The organism is Actinomadura spongiicola, assembly GCF_003432485.1.
GTDB classification, from domain to species: domain Bacteria; phylum Actinomycetota; class Actinomycetes; order Streptosporangiales; family Streptosporangiaceae; genus Spirillospora; species Spirillospora spongiicola.
The window spans coordinates 1-22,767 of sequence record NZ_QVNQ01000011.1 but is presented as its reverse complement, the minus strand read 5'-3'; the positions used below and the strand labels follow the sequence as shown (position 1 = coordinate 22,767).

Genomic DNA, 22,767 nt, shown 5'->3' with positions numbered 1-22,767 from the left:
GTCGCCCGACGCCGCGTAACCGAACGTCGCCGCAGAGAAGGAAACCGTCCCGCTCGACCGAGGATGAAGAGCGTCTCGTGGTCGTGGTCGTCGTCAAGGCCGCCGACGCCGACGAACTCATCCCGGTCGGGCTGGGACGGGCCGTCCATTTCATCCGGCGTTCGGAGGTGCGGTACGCCGAGGCCCACGGCGACTACGCCCGCCTGTACACGCGGGACGGCAGCCACCTCGTGCGGGTCTCGCTGGCGGCACTGGAGGAGGCGTGGCGGGACGCCGGGTTCGTCCGCATCCACCGATCCCACCTGGTCTCGCTCGCGCACATCGACGAGATGGTCGTCGAGTCGGGGCGATGCACGCTCCGGGTCGGCGGCACCCGGCTGACCGTCAGCCGGCGCAACACCGGCGCGCTCCGCGACCGGCTGCTCAGGGGAGTCCTGCCGGGGGCCTCCCGAAGCGCCCGGAGCTCTCGCGGCGCCCGCAATCCCCGCGGCCCCAGGAACACCCGAGGTTCCTGAGGCCTCCAGCTCCCGAAGGGAACACCCCAACATGCGTGCCAAGAGACGGGCGACCGCCCTGGTCGCCGCCGCCTGCCTGCTGGTGGGCGGAGCCGTCGCCTCCGGACCGGCCGCGTCCGGAGCGCCCCCCGCCACCGACTGGCCGACCTGGACCAAGGACCATGTCGGCTCGCGCTACGCCTCGGAGGAACGCCAGATCACGCCGGAGAACGTCGGCGGCCTCAAGTTCAAATGGGCCTTCGGGTTCCCGAGGCAGGCCGGCGCCCCGCACAGCCAGCCCGCCGTCGTCGGCGACACCATCTACTTCGGCGGCCCGGACGGCGTCTACCGCGCCGCCGACGCCAAGACCGGCAAGGTCAAGTGGCAGTTCAACCTGTCCACGGTCGGCACCGGCCTCACCCAGGTGCGCGACGGCGCCTCCGTCGCCGAGGGCAAGGTGTTCTTCGGTGACACCCGGGGTTACCTGTACGCCCTGGATCAGGCCACCGGGAAGCTCGCCTGGGCGGAACGGATCGACGACTACCCCAGCGCCACCGTGACCAGCTCGCCGATCGTCTTCGAGGGCCGCGTCTACGTCGGCGTGTCCAGCGGCGAGAACCTCATGGGCAAGGACCACCCCTGCTGCAAGTTCCGCGGCCACGTCGACGCCCGCGACATCAAGACCGGAAAGCTCGACTGGCGCTTCTACACCATGCCCGAGCCGAAACAGGACGGCACCTGGCCGAACGGCGTACCGCGCTACGGCCCGGCCGGCGGCGGCGTGTGGAGCTCCCCGGCCATCGACCCGGTCACCAAGACGCTCTACGTGGGCACCGGGCAGAACTACAGCGGAAGCGGCGGGCACTTCGACTCCGTCCTCGCGCTGAACACCGCCACCGGCGAGGCACGCTGGACGCGCAAGATGACCGACGTCGACACCTGGCGCCGGGAATGCACCAGCCCGTCCCCCGAGGACCAGCAGTACTGCCCGAACCTGAAGGACGGCACGGCGCTCGACTTCGACCTCGGCGCCACCCCGAACATCTTCACCGCGGGCGGGAAGCGCCTCATCGGCATCGGCCAGAAGGTCGGCGTCTACCACGTCCTCGACGCGACCACCGGAGAGATCGTCTGGCAGCGCCAGCTGTCCGAGCCCATGCCCGGCGGCGGGCTGAGCGGCATCCAGTGGGGCACCAGCTATGACGGCCAGCGCCTCTACGTGGCGACCTACATGGGGAACCCGGGCACGCTCTTCGCCATCGACCCCGCCAACGGCCACATCATCTGGAAGACCCCCAACCCGGCGGACGGCTGCACGACCGGCGGCGCGGCCCAGTACCCGAACATCTGCCGACTCGGCCACCCACCGGCCGTGACGACCTCGCCCGGACTCGTCTGGGAGGGCAGCCTGGACGGCAAGGTCCGCGCGTACGCGTCCGACACGGGCAAGGTTCTCTGGACGTTCGACACCATCGCCGACTTCCCGACCGTCAACGGCGGCACGGGCCGCGGCAGCGCAGTGGCCGGAGGCGGCGGCGCCGTCGTCGCCAACGGAATGGTCTACGTCCTCACCGGCGACACGTTCACCCGGTATCCGAACGACAAGGGCTACGTGATGCTGGCCTTCGGGCATTAGTTTTTGCAATCCCGGCCCAGGGGCACTCGCCTGGCGGCTCGTACCCCTGACCGTGATTGTGTGAGCGCTGCATCGCTTCGCGACCTGGCCGGGGAGGCTCGCCTTCGGCTTCGCCTCCCCGGCCAGGTAACGCGCTCACGTGACGGCTGGGGACGCTGAGAAACCCTTTACCTATGGCTCGGCCGTGAGTCTCGGGCGGCCGAAAAGCGCGGGCGGGAGCGGTGCTTCGGCACCCTTCCCGCCCGCGCCTCTTCGGTTCAGTCGTCGACGAAGACGCCGATGCCGTTGGCCACGGCGCGTTCGCTGCCGTCCGAAGGCTCGTTGCGGACCACGGCCTTTCCGTTGGTCCGCGTGACGAACGTGGAGGAGCCGCCGCCGTCCAGGTTCACGGCGCCGTCCGCGCCCGCCTTGTCCATGAGGGACGCCAGCTCCGCGACGGTGAGGCCCGCGCTGCGCTTCGACCGGCCGTCCGCGACGACGAGGTACAGGTGGCGTCCGTCGCGGCTCACACCGGCGGCGGTGCGCGGGGCCGGGCCCTTCGGGTCCAGGCCCTTCAGCGGCTCGCCGTCCCGCAGGATCGGGAAGCCGCCGATCGCGAAGCTGAACCGGGTCGGGCCCGTCAGGCCGTAGGAGACCTTCACGCGGTCACCGGGACGCAGCGCGCGCAGCGCGTCCGCGCCCTTCTCCCGTCCGACCAGCACGGTCGTGTCATCGGGGATGGCGCCGCCGCCCACCGTGCCGGTCACCCTCCTCACCACGCCCTTCCGGACGGTCACCTCGGCGGTGTTGTCGCTGCACGGGGCGCTCCGGGCCTTGTCGGTCCCGCACACCGCCCGTTTGCGGGAGACCGAGCCCCACTCGTCGGTGAACGCCCCCACGCTTCCGACCGGCAGCGCGTACTGGTTGAGGCCGCGCAGCGTGAGGTTAACGCGCGTGTCGTCGGAGCGGACCGTGCCGGTGACGCGCAGCCGTCCGAGGCGGGCGCGGCCGTCGGTGTCGACCCCGATGACGTCCTCGGCGGACGTGCCCGGCGGCAGCGACGGGCCGAACCGCTGCCCCTTCGGCACCGCGCCCTTGAGCGGATCGTCGTCGGCGACCGCCGGCCCGGACGGCGCCCCGGTCGCGACCACCCCGGGATGTGTCTCGCCGGCGTTGAAGAAGTCGCCGTTCACCCCGGCGATCGCGCGTTGCGCGTTGGCCATCGCCGTGACGCGCCGCCGCGCCGCGACGTCCGACGGACGCAGCAGGTCGACGCCGACGCCCCGGGCCCGCAGGTCCACGTCCAGCAGGTCGCCGAGCACGGTGCCGCCGGTTCCGGTGGTCTCGAACGTCCGGTACACCACGCCCGGCGCGAGACGGCTCGTCGACGTGAACCGCAGCTTTCCGACCGTTCTGGACGGCGCCAGCAGCGCCGTTCTGGCGTCCGGTCGTTCGCCCGATCCGGCTCCGTCCGCGTCCGGCGGGGTCGGCACGTCGGGATGCGCCGGGACGGCCTGCGCCCCCGCCACCATTCCCGCCGTGACGAGGACGACCACGAGTCTTCGCGACATCAGTACCACCTTCCTCACTGATCCCGCTCGCCTTGATCATGACGGGTCGGGCGGGGATAGGGAAGGCGGGGGGCGAAAGACGGGCCGGGGCTCACGCCTCGGCGGCTCCGGTGAGGCCGTGGCTTTCCTCGTCACAGGGGCGGGGCCCTTCGGGCCCGTCCCGGCCGAGCCGCATCATCCGGGACACGCGGACGGTGCGGAACTCGCGTCCCCGCACGACGATCCGATGCCCGGACGACGCCTTGATCTCCTCGGAGATCGCCGTCCACTCGGCGAGCTCACCGGGTCCGGCGGGGTCGCCCTGGAACTCGCGCAGCCGGGGGAGCAGGCCGGTGAAGTGCCGGGCCAGCCGTTCCCTGGCGTTGTTCGGATCGTCACCGCCGGTGATCGGCGCCCAGGAGTCGCCGTCGACCTCGACGACGACGAACGTCGGCGGGAGCAGCACCACCCCGGGATGGGTGCGGATGGCGTGGCGGGCCTCGGCGCGGACCTGGTCGGGCACGGTGCCGGGCGGCGGCATGTGCCCGACCAGGTTCAGGCGCAGCTGCGCCTCCCACTGCCCGCACGGCGCCGGCGGGTCGATCAGGTGGTCGCGGAGCAGCCCGTCCCCGGCCAGGTCGGCGTCCGTGGACCGGGGAGGCTCCATGACGCGGTCGCCGATCAGGATGAACTTCTCGACGCGGACCACCCGGAACCGGCGGTCGCCGAGCTCCCACTCGTCCTTGGCGAGCTGCTCGCCCTCCTCGGGGTCGAGCCGGGCCGCGGCGGCGAGCAGGGCGCGGGCGGTCTCGGGGTCCTTCTCCTCGGCCGCGTCGGTCCGCAGGTCGATGGCGAGGCCGTACCGGGCGGAGGACGGATCGTCGCAGCCGAGCGCACCGATACGCCACTCTTTCCCTCTTTGGACGGCGTGCCCGAAGTCCGGGGCGCCCCCGGGCAGAAGTCTCGGGTATTTCCGCATCCGATCGCCGAGTTCCCTGTCGCGCACCGCCGCGACGGGGTCGAGTCGGGCGACCACGTTGATGTGGTCGTACCCGCGCATCAAGGGGAACGTCATGCCCGCATCCTGGCCGGACGGTCGCGTCCGCGCAGACCTTTCCCCATATCCGGTGGCCCGTATTGTCCGGCATTAATTGGAATTGCGGGGAATGGAATTTCGGGGGCGCGCCCGGGCCCGTTCGGGGAGACGGCGAGCGCGCCGGACGGTCGGGGCGCGCCGGGCCGTGGCGCGTCAGGCACAGCCGGTCGCAGGGTCCACGAAACCTGGCACGGACTTCATGGACCCTGGCACGAATGGCCCTGGAAGCGTGTTTTGGAGCGCCGTACGGTCAAGGAGAACGGGCTCGGAAAGCGCTTCCCGTAGTCGAAGGCGATCTCCGAGCTCAGCCAAGAGGAAAGGAGCACCCCGCTATGGCCGTCTACGCCACGGACGCGGACCGGACCGACGAACGCGCGGACCGCTGGGTCACGCCCGACTACCAGATCGTGGAGACCTCCCTGGAGGTCACGGCCTACTTCACATCTGAGGGCTGACCCGTCCGCGATGCGGATGCTGATACTCGGCACCGCGGCGGGTGGCGGCGTGCCTCAATGGAACTGTGCCTGCGCCGAGTGCGCCGCCGCCCGCTCCGAGCCCTCCCTCCGCAGACGACACGCCTCCCTCGCCGTCGAGTCCGGGCCGGGACGCTGGTACGTGATCAACGCGACGCCCGACATCGGCGAGCAGATCGAGGAGTGCCCCCCGCTGCACCCGGGACCCGCCCGGCGTGCCACCCCGGTCGCCGGGGTGATCCTCACCGACGCCGAACTCGACCACACCCTCGGCATCCCGCGGCTGCGTGAGGCCTCGGGCCTGGAGATCGTCGCGACCGGCACGGTGCGCGCCGCGCTGTCCGACGGGCTCCGCCTCGACCGGGTGCTGGCCCCCTACTCCGGCCTGTCCTGGACCCCGCTCCCCGAGACGGAGCCGGCGGCCCTCGACGGCGGGCCGCTGGAGATCCAGGGAATCCGGGTGTCGGGAAAACGACCCCGTTACGCCGCCGACCTCGACCCCGCCGGGGACGCCTGGGTGGTGGCGCTGCGCGTGCGGGACATGCGGGACGGCAAGGTCCTCGTGTACGCCCCGGCGCTCGCCGACTGGCCGGACGAGCTGGACCGCGCACTCCAGGACGCCGACTGCGTCTTCGTCGACGGCACGTTCTGGGACGACGACGAACCACGCCGCTCCGGATTCACCGAACGCACGTCCACCCAGATGGGCCACCTCCCGATCACGGGACCGAACGGCACCGCCGAACGGCTGGCCGCGCTGCCCGCCGCCCGGCGCCTCTACACGCACCTGAACAACACCAACCCCCTCGTCCACCCCGACCACGCCGGACACCGGAAGCTCGCCGAGGCGGGGATCGAGGTCGCCCAGGACGGAGCTCTGATCGAACTGTGAACACGGTGACGGGCACGGGGACGGGGCTGAGCGCAGCCGAGCTGGAGGGGCGGCTCCGGGCGCTGGGGGAGGAGCGGTACCACCACCGCCACCCCTTCAACCTGCGCATGCACGCGGGCGAGCTGAGCAAGGAGGAACTGCGCCGCTGGGTCCTCAACCGGTTCCACTACCAGCGGCACATCCCGGTCAAGGACGCGCTGATCCTGGCCAGGCTCGGCAGCTCCGAACTGCGGCGCTCCTGGATCCGCCGCGTCCACGACCACGACGGCGTCCCGGACGGCGACGGCGCCGACGGCGGCATCGAGCGGTGGCTGCGGCTCGGCGCGGCCGTCGGCCTCGACCGGGCGCTGCTGCTGTCCGGCAAGGGCGTGCTGCCCGGCGTCCGGCTGGCCGTGGACGGTTACGTCAACTTCTGCCGGAACGCGTCCGTCCTGGAGGCGGTCGCGTCGTCGCTGACCGAGCTGTTCGCGCCCGACCTGATGGCGACGCGGATCGCCGCGTGGGAACGGCACTACCCGTGGGTGGAACGCGAGGGGCTGCGTTACTTCCAGGTGCGCGTCGGCCAGGGCCGCCGCGACTCGGAAGAGGCGCTGCGGCTCGTCCAGGCGTGGGCGCGGACCCCCGAGGACCGGGAACGCGTGCTGGCCGCGTTCGCCTTCAAGTGCGACCTGCTCTGGTCGCTGCTCGACACGGTCGAGCACGCCGAGGGGCAGGGCGGAAGGGGGACGTTCGATGCCGTCTGACGCGTCGTGGCGTCCCGCCCTCGACAGGTCCGTCATGCTGCGGTACGACCGCGTCCGCGACGCCGACCTGCTGCTCATGCCGGAGCGCGCCGTGCGGCTCAGCGGCACGGGCGGCCGGATCCTGCGCCTGTGCGACGGCAGCCGCACCGTGGCCGACATCGTCACCGAACTCGGCCGGAGCTACCCGGACGCGCCGCTCGCCGACGAGGTGCCCGCGTTCCTCGACCGGATCCGCGCGGAGGGCTGGCTGCGATGATCCCCGCACCGTGGGCGCTGCTCGCGGAGGTCACCCACGCGTGCCCGCTGCACTGCCCGTACTGCTCCAACCCGCTGGAACTCGTCCGCAAGAGCGCCGAGCTGACCGCCGCCGACTGGGCGCGCGTCCTCGCCGAGGCGGCCGAGCTCGGCGTCGTCCAGGCGCACGTGTCCGGCGGTGAACCGCTGCTGCGGCCCGACCTCGCCGACATCGTGCGGTCCGCGCACCGCGCCGGGATCTACACCCAGCTCGTCACGAGCGGCGTCGGCCTCACCCCCGACCGGCTCGGCGAACTGCTGGACGTCGGGCTGAACAGCGTCCAGCTCTCCCTCCAGGACGCGCGGCGCCCCGGTTCCAACCTCATCGCCGGACGCGCCTCCTACGGCGACAAGGAGCGCGCGGCCGCGGTCATCCGGGACGCCGGCCTGCCGTTCGGGTTGAACGTCGTCCTGCACCGCCACAACCTCGACAACCTCCCGGACATCATCGAGGTCGGGGCGCGCTGGGGAGCGGACCGGATCGAGCTCGCCAACACCCAGTTCTACGGCTGGGCGCTGCTGAACCGCGCCGCGCTGCTCCCCACCCGGGACCAGCTCGACCGCGCCAAGGCCACCGTCGCCGAATGGCGTGCCGCCCACGGCACGAAACCCGAACTCGTCTGGGTCATGCCGGACTACTACGAGGGCGTGCCGAAGCCGTGCATGGGAGGCTGGGGCGCGCGTTCGATCACGGTCGGACCGGACGGTACCGCGCTGCCGTGCCCCGCCGCCTACGCCGTCCCGGACCTGGCGGCGCCGAACGTCCGGGACAGGTCGCTCGCCTGGATCTGGGAGGAGTCCCCGGCTTTCAACGCCTACCGCGGGACCGACTGGATGACCGGGCCGTGCCGGGAATGCCCGCGCCGCGAGATCGACTTCGGCGGCTGCCGCTGCCAGGCCCACGCGCTGACCGGCGACGCCGCCCGCACCGACCCGGCCTGCGCGCTGTCACCCGACCACGACCTGGTCCGCGCCGCGACGACCGCCGTGGACGAGGACGGGCGAACCGCCGGCGCGGACTCCTTCGTCTACCGCCGTCCGGGGGGCCCTCGGATCTCGAGCAACGGATCGTCGAGGACGCCCTAGTCGGGGTGCCGCGACGTTCGCGGCCCTCACCGGTTCGCGTACACCAGGTTCATCTCCCGGGAGAAGTACCCGGGCAGGCCGGACCACGGGTTCACGCCCGCCCGGTCCGTCACGTAGACGACGCCCGCGTTGCGCCGCCCGGCCCGCGCCAGCGCCCGCGCGAGGACGGCCTGCGGCGCGGCGTACACGAGATGGCAGAACCGTTCGGCGTCCATCTGCGTCGCCCACGCGGGAGCGCGGACATGCTGGTACGCCGACCACGGCCCCTCGAAGGTGACGAGGAGGTCGGCCAGGTCCGCGTACGCGGGGTCGGGGTACGTGCCGTGGTCGAACACGACGTACTCCGCGCCCCGGTGCCGCACGCCCGCCGCGATGCGCTCGTACCGGACCACGTGGCCGGGAACGGACGACACCTCGTCCAGGAACACCATTTGGACGCCGTACCACTTCCGGTACCGCGAGACCTCGTCCTCGACCTCGCGGGCCGGACGGGTGCCGTAGGCGGTGTCGACGTACCCGGCGAGCCGCACGCCCGCGTCGGCCATGCGGTGCGCGACGGCGGCGAACGCGCGGTCCCGGACGGTCCCGGCGCCGCCGTCGACGTTGAACACGACCGCTCCGAGGCGGGAGTCGGCGACGGTCGTCCAGTCCAGCGCCGTCGGGTGGAAGAACGCGGGGACGGCCACCGACGTGACGCGGCCCTTCACCTCACTGGTCATCCTGAGCATGACGCCTCCGCGCACAGATGGGCGAGTTCCACCGAGCCTCCCCGGACATGATGTCGACGGCGACCGAATTTCCACACCGTTCACATCAAGGGGCAGAAAGATAATGGCCCTGGAACGTGGACTACCTGATCATGCGACAGTGCCGCGAGCCGGGTAAAGGTGGTGGCGGGCCCATCTTGGTATGGGCAGGGTCCTAGGACTCTCGCCGCCGCGTATGATTGGCCGCCGCCGTGGACGGGGCTACGGCCGGTCCGGCTCTTCACCGGTCGCCGAATTCAATTCCAGCCAGCGCGCCGCGGCGTGTTCCCGCCCGGCCGCGCCCAGCCGCTTGTAGATCTGGTGGGCGTGGTTCTTCACGGTCTTCTCCGTGATGACCAGCCGCCGCGCGATCTCCCGGTTGGTGAGCCCGGCGGCGATCAGCTCCAGGATCTCGACCTCCCGCGCGGTCAGCCCGGGATCGGGTCGCGGCCCGCCGCCGTCGTGCACCCACCGCACGAGCGCGGTCACCGCGGGACGCGACAGCGACGACTCGCCGCGCGCCGCCGCGACCAGCACGTCCGCGAGCGCCTGTGGCTCGAAGTGGCCGTACACGAGACAGCCGTGGGCGCCCGCGGTCACGGCCTGGACGAGGACGAGCGGGTGCTGTTCGGCCGTCACGACCACGACCCGGGTTCCGGACCGTGCCAGCCGCGCGATCCCGTCGGGCGGCGGCGGAGAGGCGTCGAGCAGCACCACGTCGGGCCGGTGCACCCGCACCCCGACGATCGAGCGCTCGACGGTTCCGCTGCCCACCACGTCCACCGAGGGGGCCGCGCCCAACAGGGACCGAAACCCGATACGCGATACGGGATTGTCGCTCACGACCAACACCCGAACCGCTTTCGACCTCGGTCCCGGCACGGTTCCAAGTTTCATTGAAAAATCACTCTTCATGCCACCGGCTCGCAATACTGACGCCGCAGTGGATCCAGCGGGCACGCAACCGGCGACGCCTTCGATGCAAACCGACAGCAGAACATGCGTCAAGAATAAAGGACGATCTTGACCGCAGCAGGCCAGCGGAACGGGGGTCGGCGTTATCCGCCGCCGCGAAAACCCTTCGACATTCCCGTTGGAGCGCTCCGGACGGCCACGGCGCCGGACGGCCGGGGACGCGACGGTCGCGGGCGGAACGCCATTTCCGGGACGTTTCGGGGATCGGCTCCTCGGAACCGCGTGTCGCGGCGCGGCCGACGGCCCGCCGGCGCCATGGCGAAGTTCCGGTGTCGCGGTGGGGCTTCTCGCGGAAGGGCGTATCCGGCCCGGGGTCGCCTCGTTATTCTGGGTGACGAGAGTTCGGGGCGGTGCGGGCCGACCGGGGCACCGGAGCGGCGGCACCCGCCCCACCTGCACTACCGGCCGACCTTACCCGAATATTTTTCACCTTTTGGGTCGCGAGAAGAACGCGAGCTGATCATCCGGTGACGAAGAATATTCGTCGCCGTGAAGTGCGGGGTGCGTTTCTGTGCCTCCGGTCGGATTCGAACCGACACTTCTACTCTTTTAAGGAGTATGCCTCTGCCGTTGGGCTACGGAGGCAGAGAGCGCGGGGAGGGGTGGACGCGGCCGGTGCCGGCCGGTCCGGGCGGGCGCGTGCGACGATAATCGGTTCGCGTCCCGTCGTGGGGTCCAGGCGCGCGGGGGTCGCCGCGCCACCCGCAGGCGTGCCCCCGTACGGCTTCCGGCCGGATCCGGCCGTGCGTCGGCGATCGCGAGACGCCGTCCGTTCAAGCCCCCGCCCCCATTCCCCGTGGTGGCCCGCCGTGCCGAAGCCCCGTAATGACGTTTTGTGGTCAAGATGTGACCATTGCGGGACTCGGCTGATCATCCGTAACAACTAGCTTGCCCTGGAACGCGCATAGGTGCCGTATATTTGACGCATACGGCAGATGTCTTCCTCAACGGTGGGACCGGAACCCGAGAGCGGATGTGCAGGCGACCGCTCTGACAGGGCCGGTTAGGGGAGCAGATGGAATTCCGCATCCTGGGATCGAAGCAAGTCGGGTTGTACGCACGATCGTCCAGCTAACCCATACTCAGATGCCTAGTCCTCTGAACAGGGCCAAGATGCGGACAGTAAGTATAGGTGAGCGCCGAGTGACAAGGGGTCACTAGCGAGTTTCCCTCTTGCCCTCGTGGACTGTTAGCGGAACGTCGGAGCGCCTCAAGCAGTCCATGACCTCGTTTGCTGCGGAGCGCCTAACCTTGGGGCATTGTCCTTTGGAACATTTGACCAGTTTCCAGACGACGTGAAGAAATGGCCCATCCTGATAACAGATAGACCGATCGGCCGGAGCTTCGGAGAGGTTCATCACTAAAGCAGATCGTTTAACACTGGGGTACTCCGCAAGGGCATCGCGTGCGACGGCTTCAAAAGCCGCAGACGGTGTACGATACCTGTTATTTGCAAAAAAGAAATCGATGTCAATATCTTGCCCGGCGAGCACATTCGTTGCATCCCACCGCAAACGCCAAAAATGCCAGTGTTTCACTGTACCGCGCTCCATTCTCACACCTGCCACAGAAGGCTCTCCTGGAGACATGCCACACGCTCTATGACGCGTCAGGGCCTACCCTATGGAAGGGAACCGGCGACGGCTCCCCAGCCTCGTCGCCGGTTCCCTGGCCTAATACCCCCTGCATCCAAGCCGTTAGCGAATCATTCGACGATCCGCGCGTACGCAGGCTCGACCTGCACCAATAGTGAAAGCTTTCGCCACACGGAAGGGGAAAGGCGCAACATCGGACCGTTCGGGTTCACCGAGTCGCGAACGATAACGCACCCTTGCGCGCTCGCGACTTCCACACACCCTTCTTGGTCCAGTTCCGCGCACCGCGACGATCTCCGAAAGGTCAGCGATTCCAAGGCCGTGCCTTCTCCTCATGATTGTCGTGTTGGTAAGTTTGTGGCGGACACGCGCACGCGAACGCCACGTAAAAGATTCGGCCCACCCTGTACGAGTCGTAACCTTTGTCAAGCGCTAGAAGCGCTTCGGCGTACGAAGGGTCACCGGTCACATTCCCGTCACGTACAAGCAGATCACGCACCATTGCAAGCGCCGTGGCGCGGTTCTGCCGTTCCGGGGAAATCTGCAAAGCTCCGTGTCGCGACGTCGCCACGTGCCAATGATCGGCAGGTACCGGAAACGCTCCCATGAGTCACCGTTTCGCCGGTCGCAGGTACCCCTGCATTCGCAGCGCCGTATCAACGACCTGATATGCTGGTGAGATGGGTTCGTTCCACGATGTGTAGAACCACAGGACTCCACCGTCGTCCTTCCGGGGGCGACACGTGATCGAATCGCTAAGGTAACGATCGCAGCACCCACGCTCGCATGGGTTGGCGACTTTGAGTGTCGAACCGTGAAAGTCAGCCAGAAATCCCCGTGCGGACAAATGGATGGCGAGAGCGGCAAGTCTGCGTTCGGGTATGGCCAAGTCGGTCACAACGCGCACCCCCGTCCGCGTCTGCCACCCCACAGGACCGACAGCACACGGGCCGCCGCCCCCGGTACGTCATTAACGGAACCAAGATCGTTTTCGCTTCCCCACCGGAACCGCTCCCCGTCGGTGGCAATGGCCCGTTGAATGCTCGCAGGCACGCGCAGAGCGACGACCAGGGTCTCACCGGACACCTGGGCGCGGCACTCGCCCGTCAGCTCCTGGGCCAACTCATCCAACGGCATACCCGTAGGATCTGCCATGGGTCCGACCTCCCTGTCGGGCCTAGGCCCCGGGCACTCCCGATGGTGGCTCATCGGGACCGGGGCCGCCTTGACGGACTCTGCCCTCGAAGACGTGTCGAGGGCATCTCGTTTCCCGTCAGGCCAATATTTCGGAGATCGATCTGAAGCGGCGTATCTGCTGCTCGTGCGCGCCTGATCAAACTCCGTGGCCTGGGCGGGTCCTGCGTGCCGTACAGACTCACGCTTTCGCCCGTGAAGCGGTAGAAGCTGACCGCGCTCCGACGTACGCTCAGGCCATGGAGACGACAGATCCGGCCGAAGCGCTTAATCTGATCATGAAAGAGCACGGATGGAGCCAGCGTCAGTTAGGCCGTGAGCTGGGCGGACGCTCTCAGGGGTGGGTGTCTAGTGTCCTCACAGGACGCCGAGACCCTGGAATCAAGCGTTACGCGGAGTACCTGGGGTATATAGGCTGGGAAGTGGTCATCCGTCCTAAAAGGGAGAACCCGGTGAAACGCCGCGAATTCAACGAAAGCGTCATGAAGATAGCCGGTGCCGCACTTGCCGGAAAAGCCCCGATTGTATTCACTGGTCCGAAGACGCCTGACAGTCCTTACCAAGATCCTGGGTACGTCCTGGGACTTGCCCGGCGCGCATCTGACATGAGGGAGGAACTAGGCGGAATACCAATCGCCCAGAGAATCCATGCACAAGCGCAAAGCCTGGCAACATATCTGCCACATGGGGGAAGGGCACTCAAAGGCGCAGCTTCAGAATTCTCGCGGCAGGCCGCATGGGTTTTCTGCGATTCGGGACGTCCTGATCTCGCCGAAAGGTACGCGGGCAAGGCATTGGACCTAGCGAGAAAATGCGAGGATTGGGAGAGGCAGGCTGCCGCACATGCTGTGTTGAGCGACCTGTTTCTGACAGAAGGAAAGAACGCAGACCGGGCAGCTTTCCACGCGCAAGAGGGGTTGAAACTCCCCGACGTCAGCGAGGGATTCCGCGCACCCCTCAAGGCGTATATGGCGTGGGCTTTGAGCCGTAAGCCAGAAGTGCCCAAGCGTCGATCACAACATCTCATCGACCAAGCTATGGAAGCTAGTGGTATTTCACCGCTGGATTCCGGGTGGGTTCAGCACGCTTCCGGGAACGTGCTCCATAACCTGGGCGAAGATCGACGAGCCTTCGATTCTTTCGAGCAATCCGCTCGGGTTTCTGAACCTGAGCAAGAAGCCCACGCTCTTGCAGATGCGGCACGGGTAGCCCTGCATACACGTGACTTCGACCGCGCCGCGCAACTTATGGCGGCGGTCTCGTACCTAGTTCCCCTGGTCGCTTCCATCCGACTAGATCGGAAGACGAAAACTCTCCTACGTGAATCCGCCCAGTGGACGAAGAGTCGAGAGATCCGGCTAGCGCGGGAACTCCTCCGCACGGCCGTACTTAAGCCGTCAAGCACGATCTAGAAGCACCAAACGAGAAAGGAAAAAGCACATGGGTAGGCATGAGGACGACCCAAGTAAGAACGGACAAGAGAAGGGGCGACCGATTCCTCCCCCGGAAAAGCCGAACCCCCCCGGCGGCGGGAAGCACGAGAAAGGAAAGTGAATCTGGCGGAACGCCTTAACCGGGCGATGATCCGGGAGATTGAAAAGCTCGGTGATATCGGCCCGTGGCGTGACGCGTTTCTGGCAGTACCCCGGCATCTGTTCATTCCAGACCTGGCCTACGTTTCGCCCGACGACGATGAAAGCTACATCATCGACAGGCAGGCCAACCCGGAAGAGTGGCTGCGTTCCGCTTACCTCGACGTGGCAATCATCACGCAAATCAACGCCGGGGAGAGTCCCATCACGGAAGCGGGGAAAGACGGCGCGCGGTTCACATCATCGGCATCTGCGCCTTCTACCGTCGCCGCGTTCCTGTCACTTCTAGGGGCCCGCAAAGGACACAATGTGCTCGAAATAGGCACAGGAACAGGATGGACGGCAGCCCTACTAAGTGCCGTCGTTGGCGATCACAACGTCACATCAATCGAGATCGACGAGGAAGTCGGCAATCAGGCTGCACAACATTTGTTGAACGCCGGATATGCGCCCCATCTCGTTACCGGCGACGGCGCGGAGGGGTTTCCCGACAAAGCGCCCTTCGATCGGATACACATCACGTGCGGAATCGATGATATTCCACCGCAATGGATCGATCAGACGAAGACAGGCGGAATACTCGTCGCTCCCTATCGGCGGGAACTCGTGAGCCTCGTGGTTCATGGGGGTGGCGAAACGACGGTAAAGCGCTACGGTCGGGCGCGGTTTATGATGCTCCGTTCACCAACAAGTGAGCTTTCAGACGAGCGATGATCTAGCCGTCTCCGTCCGTGAGTGCCCGTCCCGTTCGGTGGGGCGGGCACTCTTCTGAGTGGGCTATGTGCAGCCCTGAGACCGTCTCTGACGGCTGATCAGAACGACCAGCGTGGCATGTACAGGGGTGAGAAGGAGAAGCCTACAGCCGCCCCCGAGTCGATATCGTCTCGGCTGACGCTGCGTAGCGTCGTAGCTCCGAATCGGACCGTGTAGCTACCGAGGTAGCTTGAACTGACCACAGTCCCACATCCGCCTTTTGGGCCTGATCCCATCCCGAGAGATCGCCGAGCGATCACTTTGTCACCCTGCTTGTCGGCATTCGCTCAATCTCCCTTCCCTTGCTCTTCGGATCGCGCGGTGATGTCGGGAAGGTTTTGCAGCGTTTCGGCTCCGTCTGCGCCAATAAGAACGCTGTAGATCATGAATGCCAGATCAAACAGCAAGGCCGGTTCGTGCTTGAGTCGGAAGGTGTTGGGAGCCACGCCGTAGAGTTGTGCCGCATTCTGCCTGCGGCTCTCTAGTGTCTGGAGTGCTATTGCCTCGCTTTCCAGGGCCAAGCAGATACGGACTGCCTCACTGTCCGGTGGTTTCAGAAGTGAGATCGCGCATCGGATAAGGTATTCCGCTTGGACAGCTCGGAGAGCGTAGCTAACGTCCGTTGGGGAGTTAGCGGGTACGAGTAGATCGATTAATTTCCGGCCGTGTTTGTAGAGTCGGGCTCTCCGCGCGCCGTAGTGGAGTGCCTCGCCTCGTAGTTTGTCGTAGATCTCGTCTACTTCTGTTTCCACTTGTGCCGCCACTTCCCGCAGTGCCTTTCCGTTGCTCTCCTGACCGGTCCGATATTGAGCGTTCCGATTTTGTGCCGTAAGAGACGTTCTCGAAGGCGATACGGCTACCCACTCCGTGGTCGGGTGCCGAGTTAGAAGATCACTTACGCGACCATGCGTGGCGCGCAGGCCCTTGAGGCACACGGCAAACCCCCTTTGACCTGCGCAAACACTGCCGGCCGGACATGCTGCGGGGTGTCTTTCAAGCAGGTGTCTACGATACGTCACCTTTGCCGCTTCTGTCACTGTGAACTATGGAACGTGTCAATACACCCTCTGACCTGCGGAAACAGTGCTCCGGCAGCAAGTGTATAGCAGGTCCTCGGCACGTTCCGGGCAGCCATATCAACAAGGTTCAGCGAACCGAAATCAAAAGAATTGCTACTAGCTAGCGATACGAATCGTTGATATCCGTCACTGATCACGGTCAGGCTTGATGTGCCCGAATTCGCCTCCGCGAAAGGACATGTCAATGGCCAGGTACTACCGCCGCTCAATCTGGACCAGAATTCTCGCCGTCCTGATCTCCATCCCCGTAATCGCCTACCTCGCGCATCTGACATACCAATGGCTAGTGCCTCTGTTGCCTCTGGTCGGTGGCGCAATCCTCGCCATCGTTTTCGTGGGACTTTTTCTCCGTCGTCGCCGCTACTGACCGACCACGAGGAGACAGCGTTATGCAATGGTGGCCCGCAATCGAACTGCTCGGATTCCTCTCAGCCGGTTTCCTGTCGGTGGCCGTATTCCAGGCTTGGGAAGCTCGGAGATGGCGTGCGGATCTAATGGCACTGCGTCTCCGACTGCCATCCGATATCGACCTTGACGACGTCTCTCGAATGCTTAGCATTCTGGCAGGCTCAACCCGCAACAGACCGATCACATTCGAGATCATCGCAACCGCGCGAGGAATCAGGCACTTTGTTCTCGTGCCGTCCGTTCTCGCGCCACGTGTCGTCACCACCCTTACCACGACGCTTCCGAGCATCCGGATCGAAGATGATCCGGAATACCTGTCCAGCCGTCCCGCTATCCGGCTCGCGCGGGAATTGCGTTGCTCACGTTCTTGGCGTCCGCTCGCCGCCGATCGTGGCGCGTCCGCCATCGCGGGCTATTTGTCCGTCCTCTATCCGCTACACCCTGCGGAAGTCGTGCGGATTCAATGGATATTCCGAAACACGCGTCACACTCGTCTTAAAGGGGAACCTCCAGCGGAGTTGGTGCGCGACTTCCGGGAAAAGCAGTCAACGCCATTGCTGCAAGCCTGTGGACGGGTCGCCGTCTCCGCTCCGCACAAGCGCAGGGCCGGACTTCTGATGTCCGGCGTCATGGCGGGCCTGGGCGTGCTCAACAGTCCGGGAGTAGCACTCGTTCCTCGTATCCTCCCGTCCGCCTATGTTGCCGGAAAGGTGTATCCACGGGCCTTCACCCTGGTTGGTCCCTGGCCGTGCTTGCTGAATGCTGCGGAGGCTGCGGCAGTCGTGGGGATGCCTCCGCAGGGCATCACCGTTCCGGGATTGGCGACAGGTAGCGCGGCCCAGCTGCCGGTACCGCCTGACATGCCTAATACGGGCCTGATTGTGGCGGAGTCGAATTATCCGGGTATGGAGGGCCGACCGCTCACGCTCGCCCCTGACGACCGTCTAAGGCATGTGTCGCTGCAAGCTCCCACGGGCGCAGGAAAGTCCGAGCTAATGGCGAACATGTTCCTTCAGGACATCAACGCGGGATACGGCGGAGTCGTTCTAGACCCGAAATCAGACCTGGTCGCCGATATCCTCGCGCGCATCCCTGAGAAACGGCTGGATGACGTCATTCTCATGGACCCTTCGGCCCTCGAAACGCCGGTCGGGTTTAACCTGCTTCAATCTGCCCGTGACGAGCTTTCCCGAGAACTTGTCGTTGACCGAACCGTACATATCTTTTCACAATTGTGGCGAACCTCGTGGGGCCCGAGAACTGCCGACGTGATGAGGAACTCCCTGCTGTCCTTAATCTCATCGAGGGGTGCCGACGGGTCACCGCTGACTCTCGTAGAACTGCCGGAGCTTCTCCTCAACCCCGACTTCAGGAGAATGGTTCTTAAAAACGGCACAGTATCCCCCGCGGTGCTGCAATTCTGGAGTGTCTACGACCGCATGAGCGAGGCTGAACAACTGCAAGTCATCGGGCCCACCCTCAACAAGATTCGGGCCTTTACCGTGCGGGCTCCGTTGCGGCTCATGTTGGGGCAGAGCACAGGGGTGGACCTCGGATCAGTATTCAGAGACGGGAAAATACTGCTGGTTCCTCTATCAAAAGGGTCCATCGGACCGGAGGCCGCGCAACTCCTAGGCTCTCTGGTCCTCGCGTGCCTATGGCAAGAATGCCTTCACCGAACAACCGTCCCTAAACACAAGCGTAAGCCGGTCTTCGCCTACCTGGACGAATTCCCCGACGTTCTTCGTTTCGCTGCTGCTCGTGAATTGGCTGACATCCTGGCACAGGCACGCGGTCTCGGGTGGGGGTTGACACTCGCCTTCCAGTATCTGAACCAACTTACTCCCGAGGTAGCGTCGGCCATTCTCGGAACCGTCCGAACGCAGATCGTCTTTCAGTTGGAGTACGCGGATGCGCACACAATGGCGCGGAGATTCGCGCCATTGGAGCGGGAAGACCTGGCTAATCTGGACGCCTGGGAAATTGCCATGCGGCCTTGTATCGACGGTTCCACACGTGCACCGGTCACCGGCTCCACATTCATGATGCCGGGCGCGCTACACGATCCGGAAATGGTCCGGCTGTATTCGCTCACCCGTTACGGAAATGACCGGCTCGCCGTCGATCAAGCACGCGCACGGCGTATCAAGACCGCTCTGCAGATCAATCCGGCCGCTAATAGCTGGGAATCTCAAGAGGAGGAAGAATGACCGGCTACGCCATCCCTTACCCCCTTCCGTTCGGCTTGCGGTTCCGCATTCGCATCCGTCTTCGCTCGCGCGAAGTCTATCCGGGCCTGTCCGCGCAGGTCGGGGCCTCGAAAGAGCCTAACCGGATGCCTAAATTTCCTCCGGAAATCCGCCCCTCGTCGCTCCGCTCCTCCGGTCAGCCTTCCCAACCCCCCACTCCCCCCAATTCCGCTGGCCCCCCTCGCCCCCCTTCCCGCGTCAAAACTCGTACAAACTGGCTCGACAATCGTCTTACAAATCGGGACCGGGAGATCATCGCTACGCTTTACCGGCTCAACTCCGCGACGATCGGGCAAATTCACCGGCTGCATTTCGACGGACTCACTCTACGCAGTTGCCAATACGTCATGCGGCGGCTTCTGGACTGGCACGCAGTTTCGGCAACAGAGAGGAGAATGGGCGGCGTACTGAGCGGCTCCGGACAGACGGTGTATTCCCTGGACCCTTCGGCACATCGTCTTATGCGCCTAGCAGAAGGGCGCAAAGGTCCCCAAGAATTGGCGGATATCAAGCCTGGGAGGTGGTCACACCGACACGCACTCGTCATTTCTGAACTCTACGTCCAATGTGTTGAAGCCGTCCGAAAGGGTCGTCTTCAGCTCGCCGATTTCATTGCTGAACCCGCGTGCTGGCAGGACGACGGAAACGGCGGATACCTCCGACCCGACGCCTATATCAAAGTCGCGGTCCCCGATACGAACCGTCGCCAACATTGGTGGATCGAGGTGGACCTAGGCACCGAAAGCACACCGACTGTCCGCGCGAAATTCGACAAGTACATGGACTTCATCGGCCGAAATGTCGCCGGGCCCGACGGCACCATTCCCCGGATTTTGGTGACGGTCGAAGACGATAACCGATGCGCGGCGCTCCGACGCATTGTCAGCCGAATGGGGGACCAGGCTGCGCAGTTTATCTACGTCAGCCGGTTCGACTTGGCCACGTTTGCCCTAGCGGCCTTCGCAAATTCAACCACATCCCACGGAGAGGGAGAAAACCGTGACCAATAGCAAAGACGCGCTAAGCCGCATCAAAGTTGCGGCCGGACTCCGCGAACTCGCTTCATTCATCGAGAACAACCTAGACCTTCCCATCCCGTCGCGCGTAGAGATATCTCAACCGGTCCTCGGAGAAGGCGACGACGCCGAACGGACGGAAGTGGACCGCATCGGCCGAATCCTAGGAGAAATCCCCAGCGAAGAGTGGGAAGGCCACCATTATGCAGTAACCCGAAACTTCGGAGCCGTCAGCTATACCGCAACCGCCATCACCCGCGAATGGATGACACGCTACGTCGAAAAATGGAAAGCGGCGGAGTCCTACGCGCGTGAGAAGTGGGGGGACGACACGTGACCCACTGGCGAAATCTCATGGGGCATCTGAACGCGCCACTCGACCGAATCGCAACACCTGCCTTCGCGAATGACCTTCATGCGATCGTGCAGTTCTTCACGGCCACTCTCACCGGATTCGCCCTGACGGCATTCGTTATCGCAGAACCACGCATCGGCCTAACGCTCTGCGTGCTCGGAATCGTCAGCGTCTTCCCCGCGTGGCTGGTCGTATCCCTCGGCGTGCGTATGGCCATCGAAACCGCTCTAGCAATCCTCGCCATTCACCACCACATCAACAGGTACACCCAACCCTCCCAACCACCGCCCGACGAACCAATGGACGGAAAGGCGATCGGAAGGTGATGTGATGTTCTTTGGTCCAGACGGGAAATTTCTTCAATTCGTGGAAATCCTCCTAAAGGTCGTACTCGTTGTCGCCGTCATGGCGGCCCTGCTGATCGCGGGCACATCCGCATGGGGAGGTCTCGTGTCGGTGCCGGTTGAGGCCAAGCCGAGCTATCAGATGGAACGCGCATGGCGCGCAGACGCGTCTGAGAAGGCTGCTAGTCCATCGGGAACCTCGGAGCCATCCTCATGACCGGCTCTGCCGCAAACGACTCCCAGGGACGCCCTGAGGGCCGCCGCGCCTACCGGCTGCCCCCGGACCTACGGGAATGGATCAGTCGTGCCGTCGCCGAACGGGAACCACTCGCCGACGATGAACGCCGTTGGCGAGCCCGAACCCTGAACGATGCCCGTGAAGGGCCCTTAGACAGCGCGCACGGCCACGGCGTTGTCTTCCTAGACCATGACGTCAGGCTTCCCGAAGTCCTCGCCCACATCGAAGCTGGACGCATCGTGATCGTGGTCCCCGGACCCCAACCCCCGGAATAGACGACCCAACGGCAAGAGAGAGGCTCACTCGGTGCCCGAACCGAGTGAGCCTCTGTTGTTCTGCGGTGAACGGTTACGCCGCCTGCGAGGTTCGGCGACGGAAACACAATCCGTCCCCTAGGTCAACGATTCCGTCCGCTTCACCCGTCGCGCCCGTCGGGTCTGTCCCGATCACGATTCGCGGTTCTCCCTCGTGGACGACCAGGGACAGGCCCCAGGAATCCCGAACCGCTTGGACCATTCTGCGCTTCACGGTGTCATCGCCGCGCGTCCACATCTCGGCAACCGTCTGCCCGGTGGGAGCGTAGTCGTAACTGTCCGGCACGATTACGAACTTTTCGATACGCGCTTTGATGGCTTTGCGGTCCGCGACCATTGCGTCTAGTTCGTCGTCGTCCTCAGTCGCAGAAAGGCGGGCCTGGATCTTGAGAAGTTCGGCCTTGAGTGCGTCGAGTTCATGGGCGTTTCCCGCGACGCGCTGAAAGGCGAGGATGTCTGTCGTGTCGTTCCCGAACCAGGTTTCGACCAATTGTATGACCGGCTTTGCCTCGCAACGCTGGAATCGGCGACAGGACAGGCGCTTTTTTCCCTTACCGATACATGTCAGTTTTGGCGTTCGCGGGTTTCCTGCCGGGGTGAGTCCGGTAGCGATGTAGAGTTTTCCCCCGCATTCCGGGCACGGAAGGATTCCGGAAAGCCAATTTGTGGGCGACGCGACTGGACGGCCGCCCCTGTTTGCACGGGCACTCGTCCGGTTGGTGTCAAGCACTTTGTTCGCACGCCACCATAGAGCAGAATCGACCACGGGCGTAACTTCGTGCGTCCACGTCTCCGTTACGCCTTCATAGGTGTGTGAGCATTCCACGATTCCCGTGTGATTTGCCGCGAACCTGATCAAGGTTTTGATGCTTGCCGGGTAAAGGTCGTAGGTCCGTCCAACGGAACTCAGAGACTCTTCTTTGGCGATGCGCTCGTAAATGTCGGCTACCGCCTGCGGGTCAGTGCAATACGCTTGCTTTGCGTGCCGACGACCTCTTGCAGCCCAGAAAGAGGGCAACACCCCTTTGAAGGCGTTGTTGTCCCGAATCATCGACATGCCCCGGTAAGTTGTCCTCTGCACGTTCTTGGATTTTTCGGCGTTCCCGTACTGCGTGACTAGTGTCACCACGCGTCCAGCGAAGTCCGACTTACCGAAAGTCGGTTCCGCAATCGAGATCACGTCGCCACCCGCCGAACGAATCGCCAACAGAATTTCAGCCTGCGCGTCCAAGTCTTCACGCCGGTCCAGCCGGGAAGACTCCGTGACAATTAGAGTGCTGTAGTCCCCGCGCTGAATGTCCGCGATCACTTCACGAAGCGCAGGCTCTTGCATCCCCTTTGACGCGCTGTACCCCTTGAGTCGAACCGTCTTAACGACCGTGAACCCGTGCTCTTGCGCGTAGCGGTCAATGACCTTGACCTGGGAAGACTCATCCTGGCTGCCCGTGCTGACCCTGACGAACGCTGCGGCGAGACTCATGGCCGTTGATCCCTTCGGATGGCGTGCTCTTTCACCGTGCACACTACCCGGCAAGCTTTGATCCGATCGTCCTGAATCATGCCCGTGCCCTGCTGGCCGGGGTCACCGCGCCCACGGCGTTCATCGACGCCGACATCCGCGACACCGACCGGATCCTGGAGGAGGCCGCCGGTCTCCTCGACTTCG

Annotated in this window: 21 protein-coding genes and 1 tRNA gene; 14 read left to right on the top strand and 8 right to left on the bottom strand. The window is 65.2% G+C overall.

Translation table 11 applies throughout. The features are described from left to right. Positions 1-77: 77 nt before the first annotated feature. Positions 78-515, top strand: a complete 438-nt coding sequence (locus D0T12_RS29060) for a LytR/AlgR family response regulator transcription factor (RefSeq protein WP_233526345.1) — start codon at positions 78-80, stop codon at positions 513-515. Between the two features lie 31 nt (positions 516-546). Beyond that, positions 547-2,130 (top strand): outer membrane protein assembly factor BamB family protein, encoded by a 1,584-nt coding sequence (locus D0T12_RS29055; RefSeq protein WP_117403560.1) that lies wholly within the window; start codon positions 547-549, stop codon positions 2,128-2,130. A gap of 257 nt (positions 2,131-2,387) precedes the next feature. Here the strand turns inward: D0T12_RS29055 and D0T12_RS29050 are convergent, their stop codons facing one another. Next, complete coding sequence (locus tag D0T12_RS29050) at positions 2,388-3,680, bottom strand: phosphodiester glycosidase family protein (protein WP_199487769.1); 1,293 nt, start codon at positions 3,678-3,680, stop codon at positions 2,388-2,390. A gap of 91 nt (positions 3,681-3,771) precedes the next feature. Continuing rightward, entirely contained in the window at positions 3,772-4,734 is a 963-nt protein-coding gene (locus tag D0T12_RS29045; protein WP_117403558.1) for a DUF5954 family protein, read from the bottom strand. A gap of 353 nt (positions 4,735-5,087) precedes the next feature. Here D0T12_RS29045 and pqqA point away from each other — a divergent pair, with 353 nt between their 5' ends. From pqqA to pqqE, 5 genes are read left to right on the top strand one after another with little or no spacing between them, the layout of a single operon-like run. Beyond that, complete coding sequence (pqqA, locus tag D0T12_RS35605) at positions 5,088-5,210, top strand: pyrroloquinoline quinone precursor peptide PqqA (RefSeq protein WP_158581668.1); 123 nt, start codon at positions 5,088-5,090, stop codon at positions 5,208-5,210. Positions 5,211-5,220: 10 nt separating this feature from the next. After that, positions 5,221-6,120, top strand: coding sequence for a pyrroloquinoline quinone biosynthesis protein PqqB (gene pqqB, locus D0T12_RS29035; protein ID WP_117403554.1), 900 nt, complete (start codon positions 5,221-5,223; stop codon positions 6,118-6,120). Continuing rightward, positions 6,117-6,863 carry a pyrroloquinoline-quinone synthase PqqC gene (gene pqqC, locus D0T12_RS29030; protein ID WP_117403552.1) on the top strand — a complete coding sequence of 249 codons (747 nt, stop codon included), beginning with the start codon at positions 6,117-6,119 and terminating at the stop codon, positions 6,861-6,863. The genes pqqB and pqqC overlap by 4 nt, the downstream gene beginning before the upstream one ends. Beyond that, a complete protein-coding gene (gene pqqD / locus D0T12_RS29025; protein WP_117403550.1) occupies positions 6,853-7,119 on the top strand; it encodes a pyrroloquinoline quinone biosynthesis peptide chaperone PqqD in 267 nt (88 codons plus the stop codon). Before pqqC ends, pqqD begins: the two co-directional genes overlap by 11 nt. Beyond that, positions 7,116-8,243, top strand: a complete 1,128-nt coding sequence (pqqE, locus tag D0T12_RS29020) for a pyrroloquinoline quinone biosynthesis protein PqqE (RefSeq protein ID WP_117403548.1) — start codon at positions 7,116-7,118, stop codon at positions 8,241-8,243. Before pqqD ends, pqqE begins: the two co-directional genes overlap by 4 nt. A 26-nt stretch (positions 8,244-8,269) precedes the next feature. On the opposite strand, the gene D0T12_RS29015 is transcribed toward pqqE, so the two are convergent. The 4 genes from D0T12_RS29015 to D0T12_RS29000 form a co-directional block, all read right to left on the bottom strand. Continuing rightward, entirely contained in the window at positions 8,270-8,971 is a 702-nt protein-coding gene (locus tag D0T12_RS29015; RefSeq protein WP_117403546.1) for a spherulation-specific family 4 protein, read from the bottom strand. A 240-nt stretch (positions 8,972-9,211) separates the two neighbouring features. Beyond that, positions 9,212-9,832 carry a LuxR C-terminal-related transcriptional regulator gene (locus tag D0T12_RS29010; RefSeq protein ID WP_158581667.1) on the bottom strand — a complete coding sequence of 207 codons (621 nt, stop codon included), beginning with the start codon at positions 9,830-9,832 and terminating at the stop codon, positions 9,212-9,214. A gap of 644 nt (positions 9,833-10,476) precedes the next feature. Continuing rightward, a tRNA-Leu gene (locus D0T12_RS29005) sits at positions 10,477-10,549 on the bottom strand. Positions 10,550-11,669: 1,120 nt separating this feature from the next. Next, positions 11,670-11,876 carry a DUF397 domain-containing protein gene (locus tag D0T12_RS29000; protein ID WP_117403542.1) on the bottom strand — a complete coding sequence of 69 codons (207 nt, stop codon included), beginning with the start codon at positions 11,874-11,876 and terminating at the stop codon, positions 11,670-11,672. Between the two features lie 1,116 nt (positions 11,877-12,992). Between D0T12_RS29000 and D0T12_RS35060 the strand changes: the two genes are divergently transcribed. Then, the gene (locus D0T12_RS35060; protein ID WP_147339680.1) at positions 12,993-14,165 is read left to right on the top strand and encodes a helix-turn-helix domain-containing protein; all 1,173 of its coding nucleotides are present in this window, start codon (positions 12,993-12,995) and stop codon (positions 14,163-14,165) included. Positions 14,166-14,303: 138 nt separating this feature from the next. Beyond that, complete coding sequence (locus tag D0T12_RS28990) at positions 14,304-15,059, top strand: methyltransferase domain-containing protein (RefSeq protein ID WP_147339679.1); 756 nt, start codon at positions 14,304-14,306, stop codon at positions 15,057-15,059. Between the two features lie 326 nt (positions 15,060-15,385). Here D0T12_RS28990 and D0T12_RS35055 read toward each other — a convergent pair whose 3' ends face one another. Further along, positions 15,386-15,619, bottom strand: a complete 234-nt coding sequence (locus D0T12_RS35055; RefSeq protein WP_147339678.1) for a hypothetical protein — start codon at positions 15,617-15,619, stop codon at positions 15,386-15,388. A 947-nt stretch (positions 15,620-16,566) separates the two neighbouring features. Here D0T12_RS35055 and D0T12_RS28980 point away from each other — a divergent pair. Genes D0T12_RS28980 through D0T12_RS28970 form a run of 4 tightly spaced genes read left to right on the top strand, consistent with a single transcriptional unit; the run spans position 16,567 to position 20,531 of the window. Then, positions 16,567-18,795 (top strand): type IV secretory system conjugative DNA transfer family protein, encoded by a 2,229-nt coding sequence (locus D0T12_RS28980; RefSeq protein ID WP_117403535.1) that lies wholly within the window; start codon positions 16,567-16,569, stop codon positions 18,793-18,795. Beyond that, complete coding sequence (locus D0T12_RS28975; protein ID WP_117403533.1) at positions 18,792-19,844, top strand: replication-relaxation family protein; 1,053 nt, start codon at positions 18,792-18,794, stop codon at positions 19,842-19,844. The genes D0T12_RS28980 and D0T12_RS28975 overlap by 4 nt, the downstream gene beginning before the upstream one ends. Beyond that, complete coding sequence (locus tag D0T12_RS35050; RefSeq protein ID WP_147339677.1) at positions 19,834-20,187, top strand: hypothetical protein; 354 nt, start codon at positions 19,834-19,836, stop codon at positions 20,185-20,187. The genes D0T12_RS28975 and D0T12_RS35050 overlap by 11 nt, the downstream gene beginning before the upstream one ends. Beyond that, positions 20,184-20,531: a hypothetical protein gene (locus D0T12_RS28970; protein ID WP_147339676.1), complete on the top strand. Its 348-nt coding sequence runs from the start codon at positions 20,184-20,186 to the stop codon at positions 20,529-20,531. Before D0T12_RS35050 ends, D0T12_RS28970 begins: the two co-directional genes overlap by 4 nt. A 604-nt stretch (positions 20,532-21,135) precedes the next feature. Here the strand turns inward: D0T12_RS28970 and D0T12_RS28965 are convergent. After that, entirely contained in the window at positions 21,136-22,581 is a 1,446-nt protein-coding gene (locus D0T12_RS28965; protein ID WP_117403530.1) for a recombinase family protein, read from the bottom strand. 23 nt (positions 22,582-22,604) lie between these two features. On the opposite strand from D0T12_RS28965, the gene D0T12_RS36805 reads away from it, so the two are divergent. Then, a partial coding sequence (locus D0T12_RS36805) for an SAM-dependent methyltransferase (RefSeq protein ID WP_325050853.1) occupies positions 22,605-22,767 on the top strand: 163 nt, incomplete at its 3' end.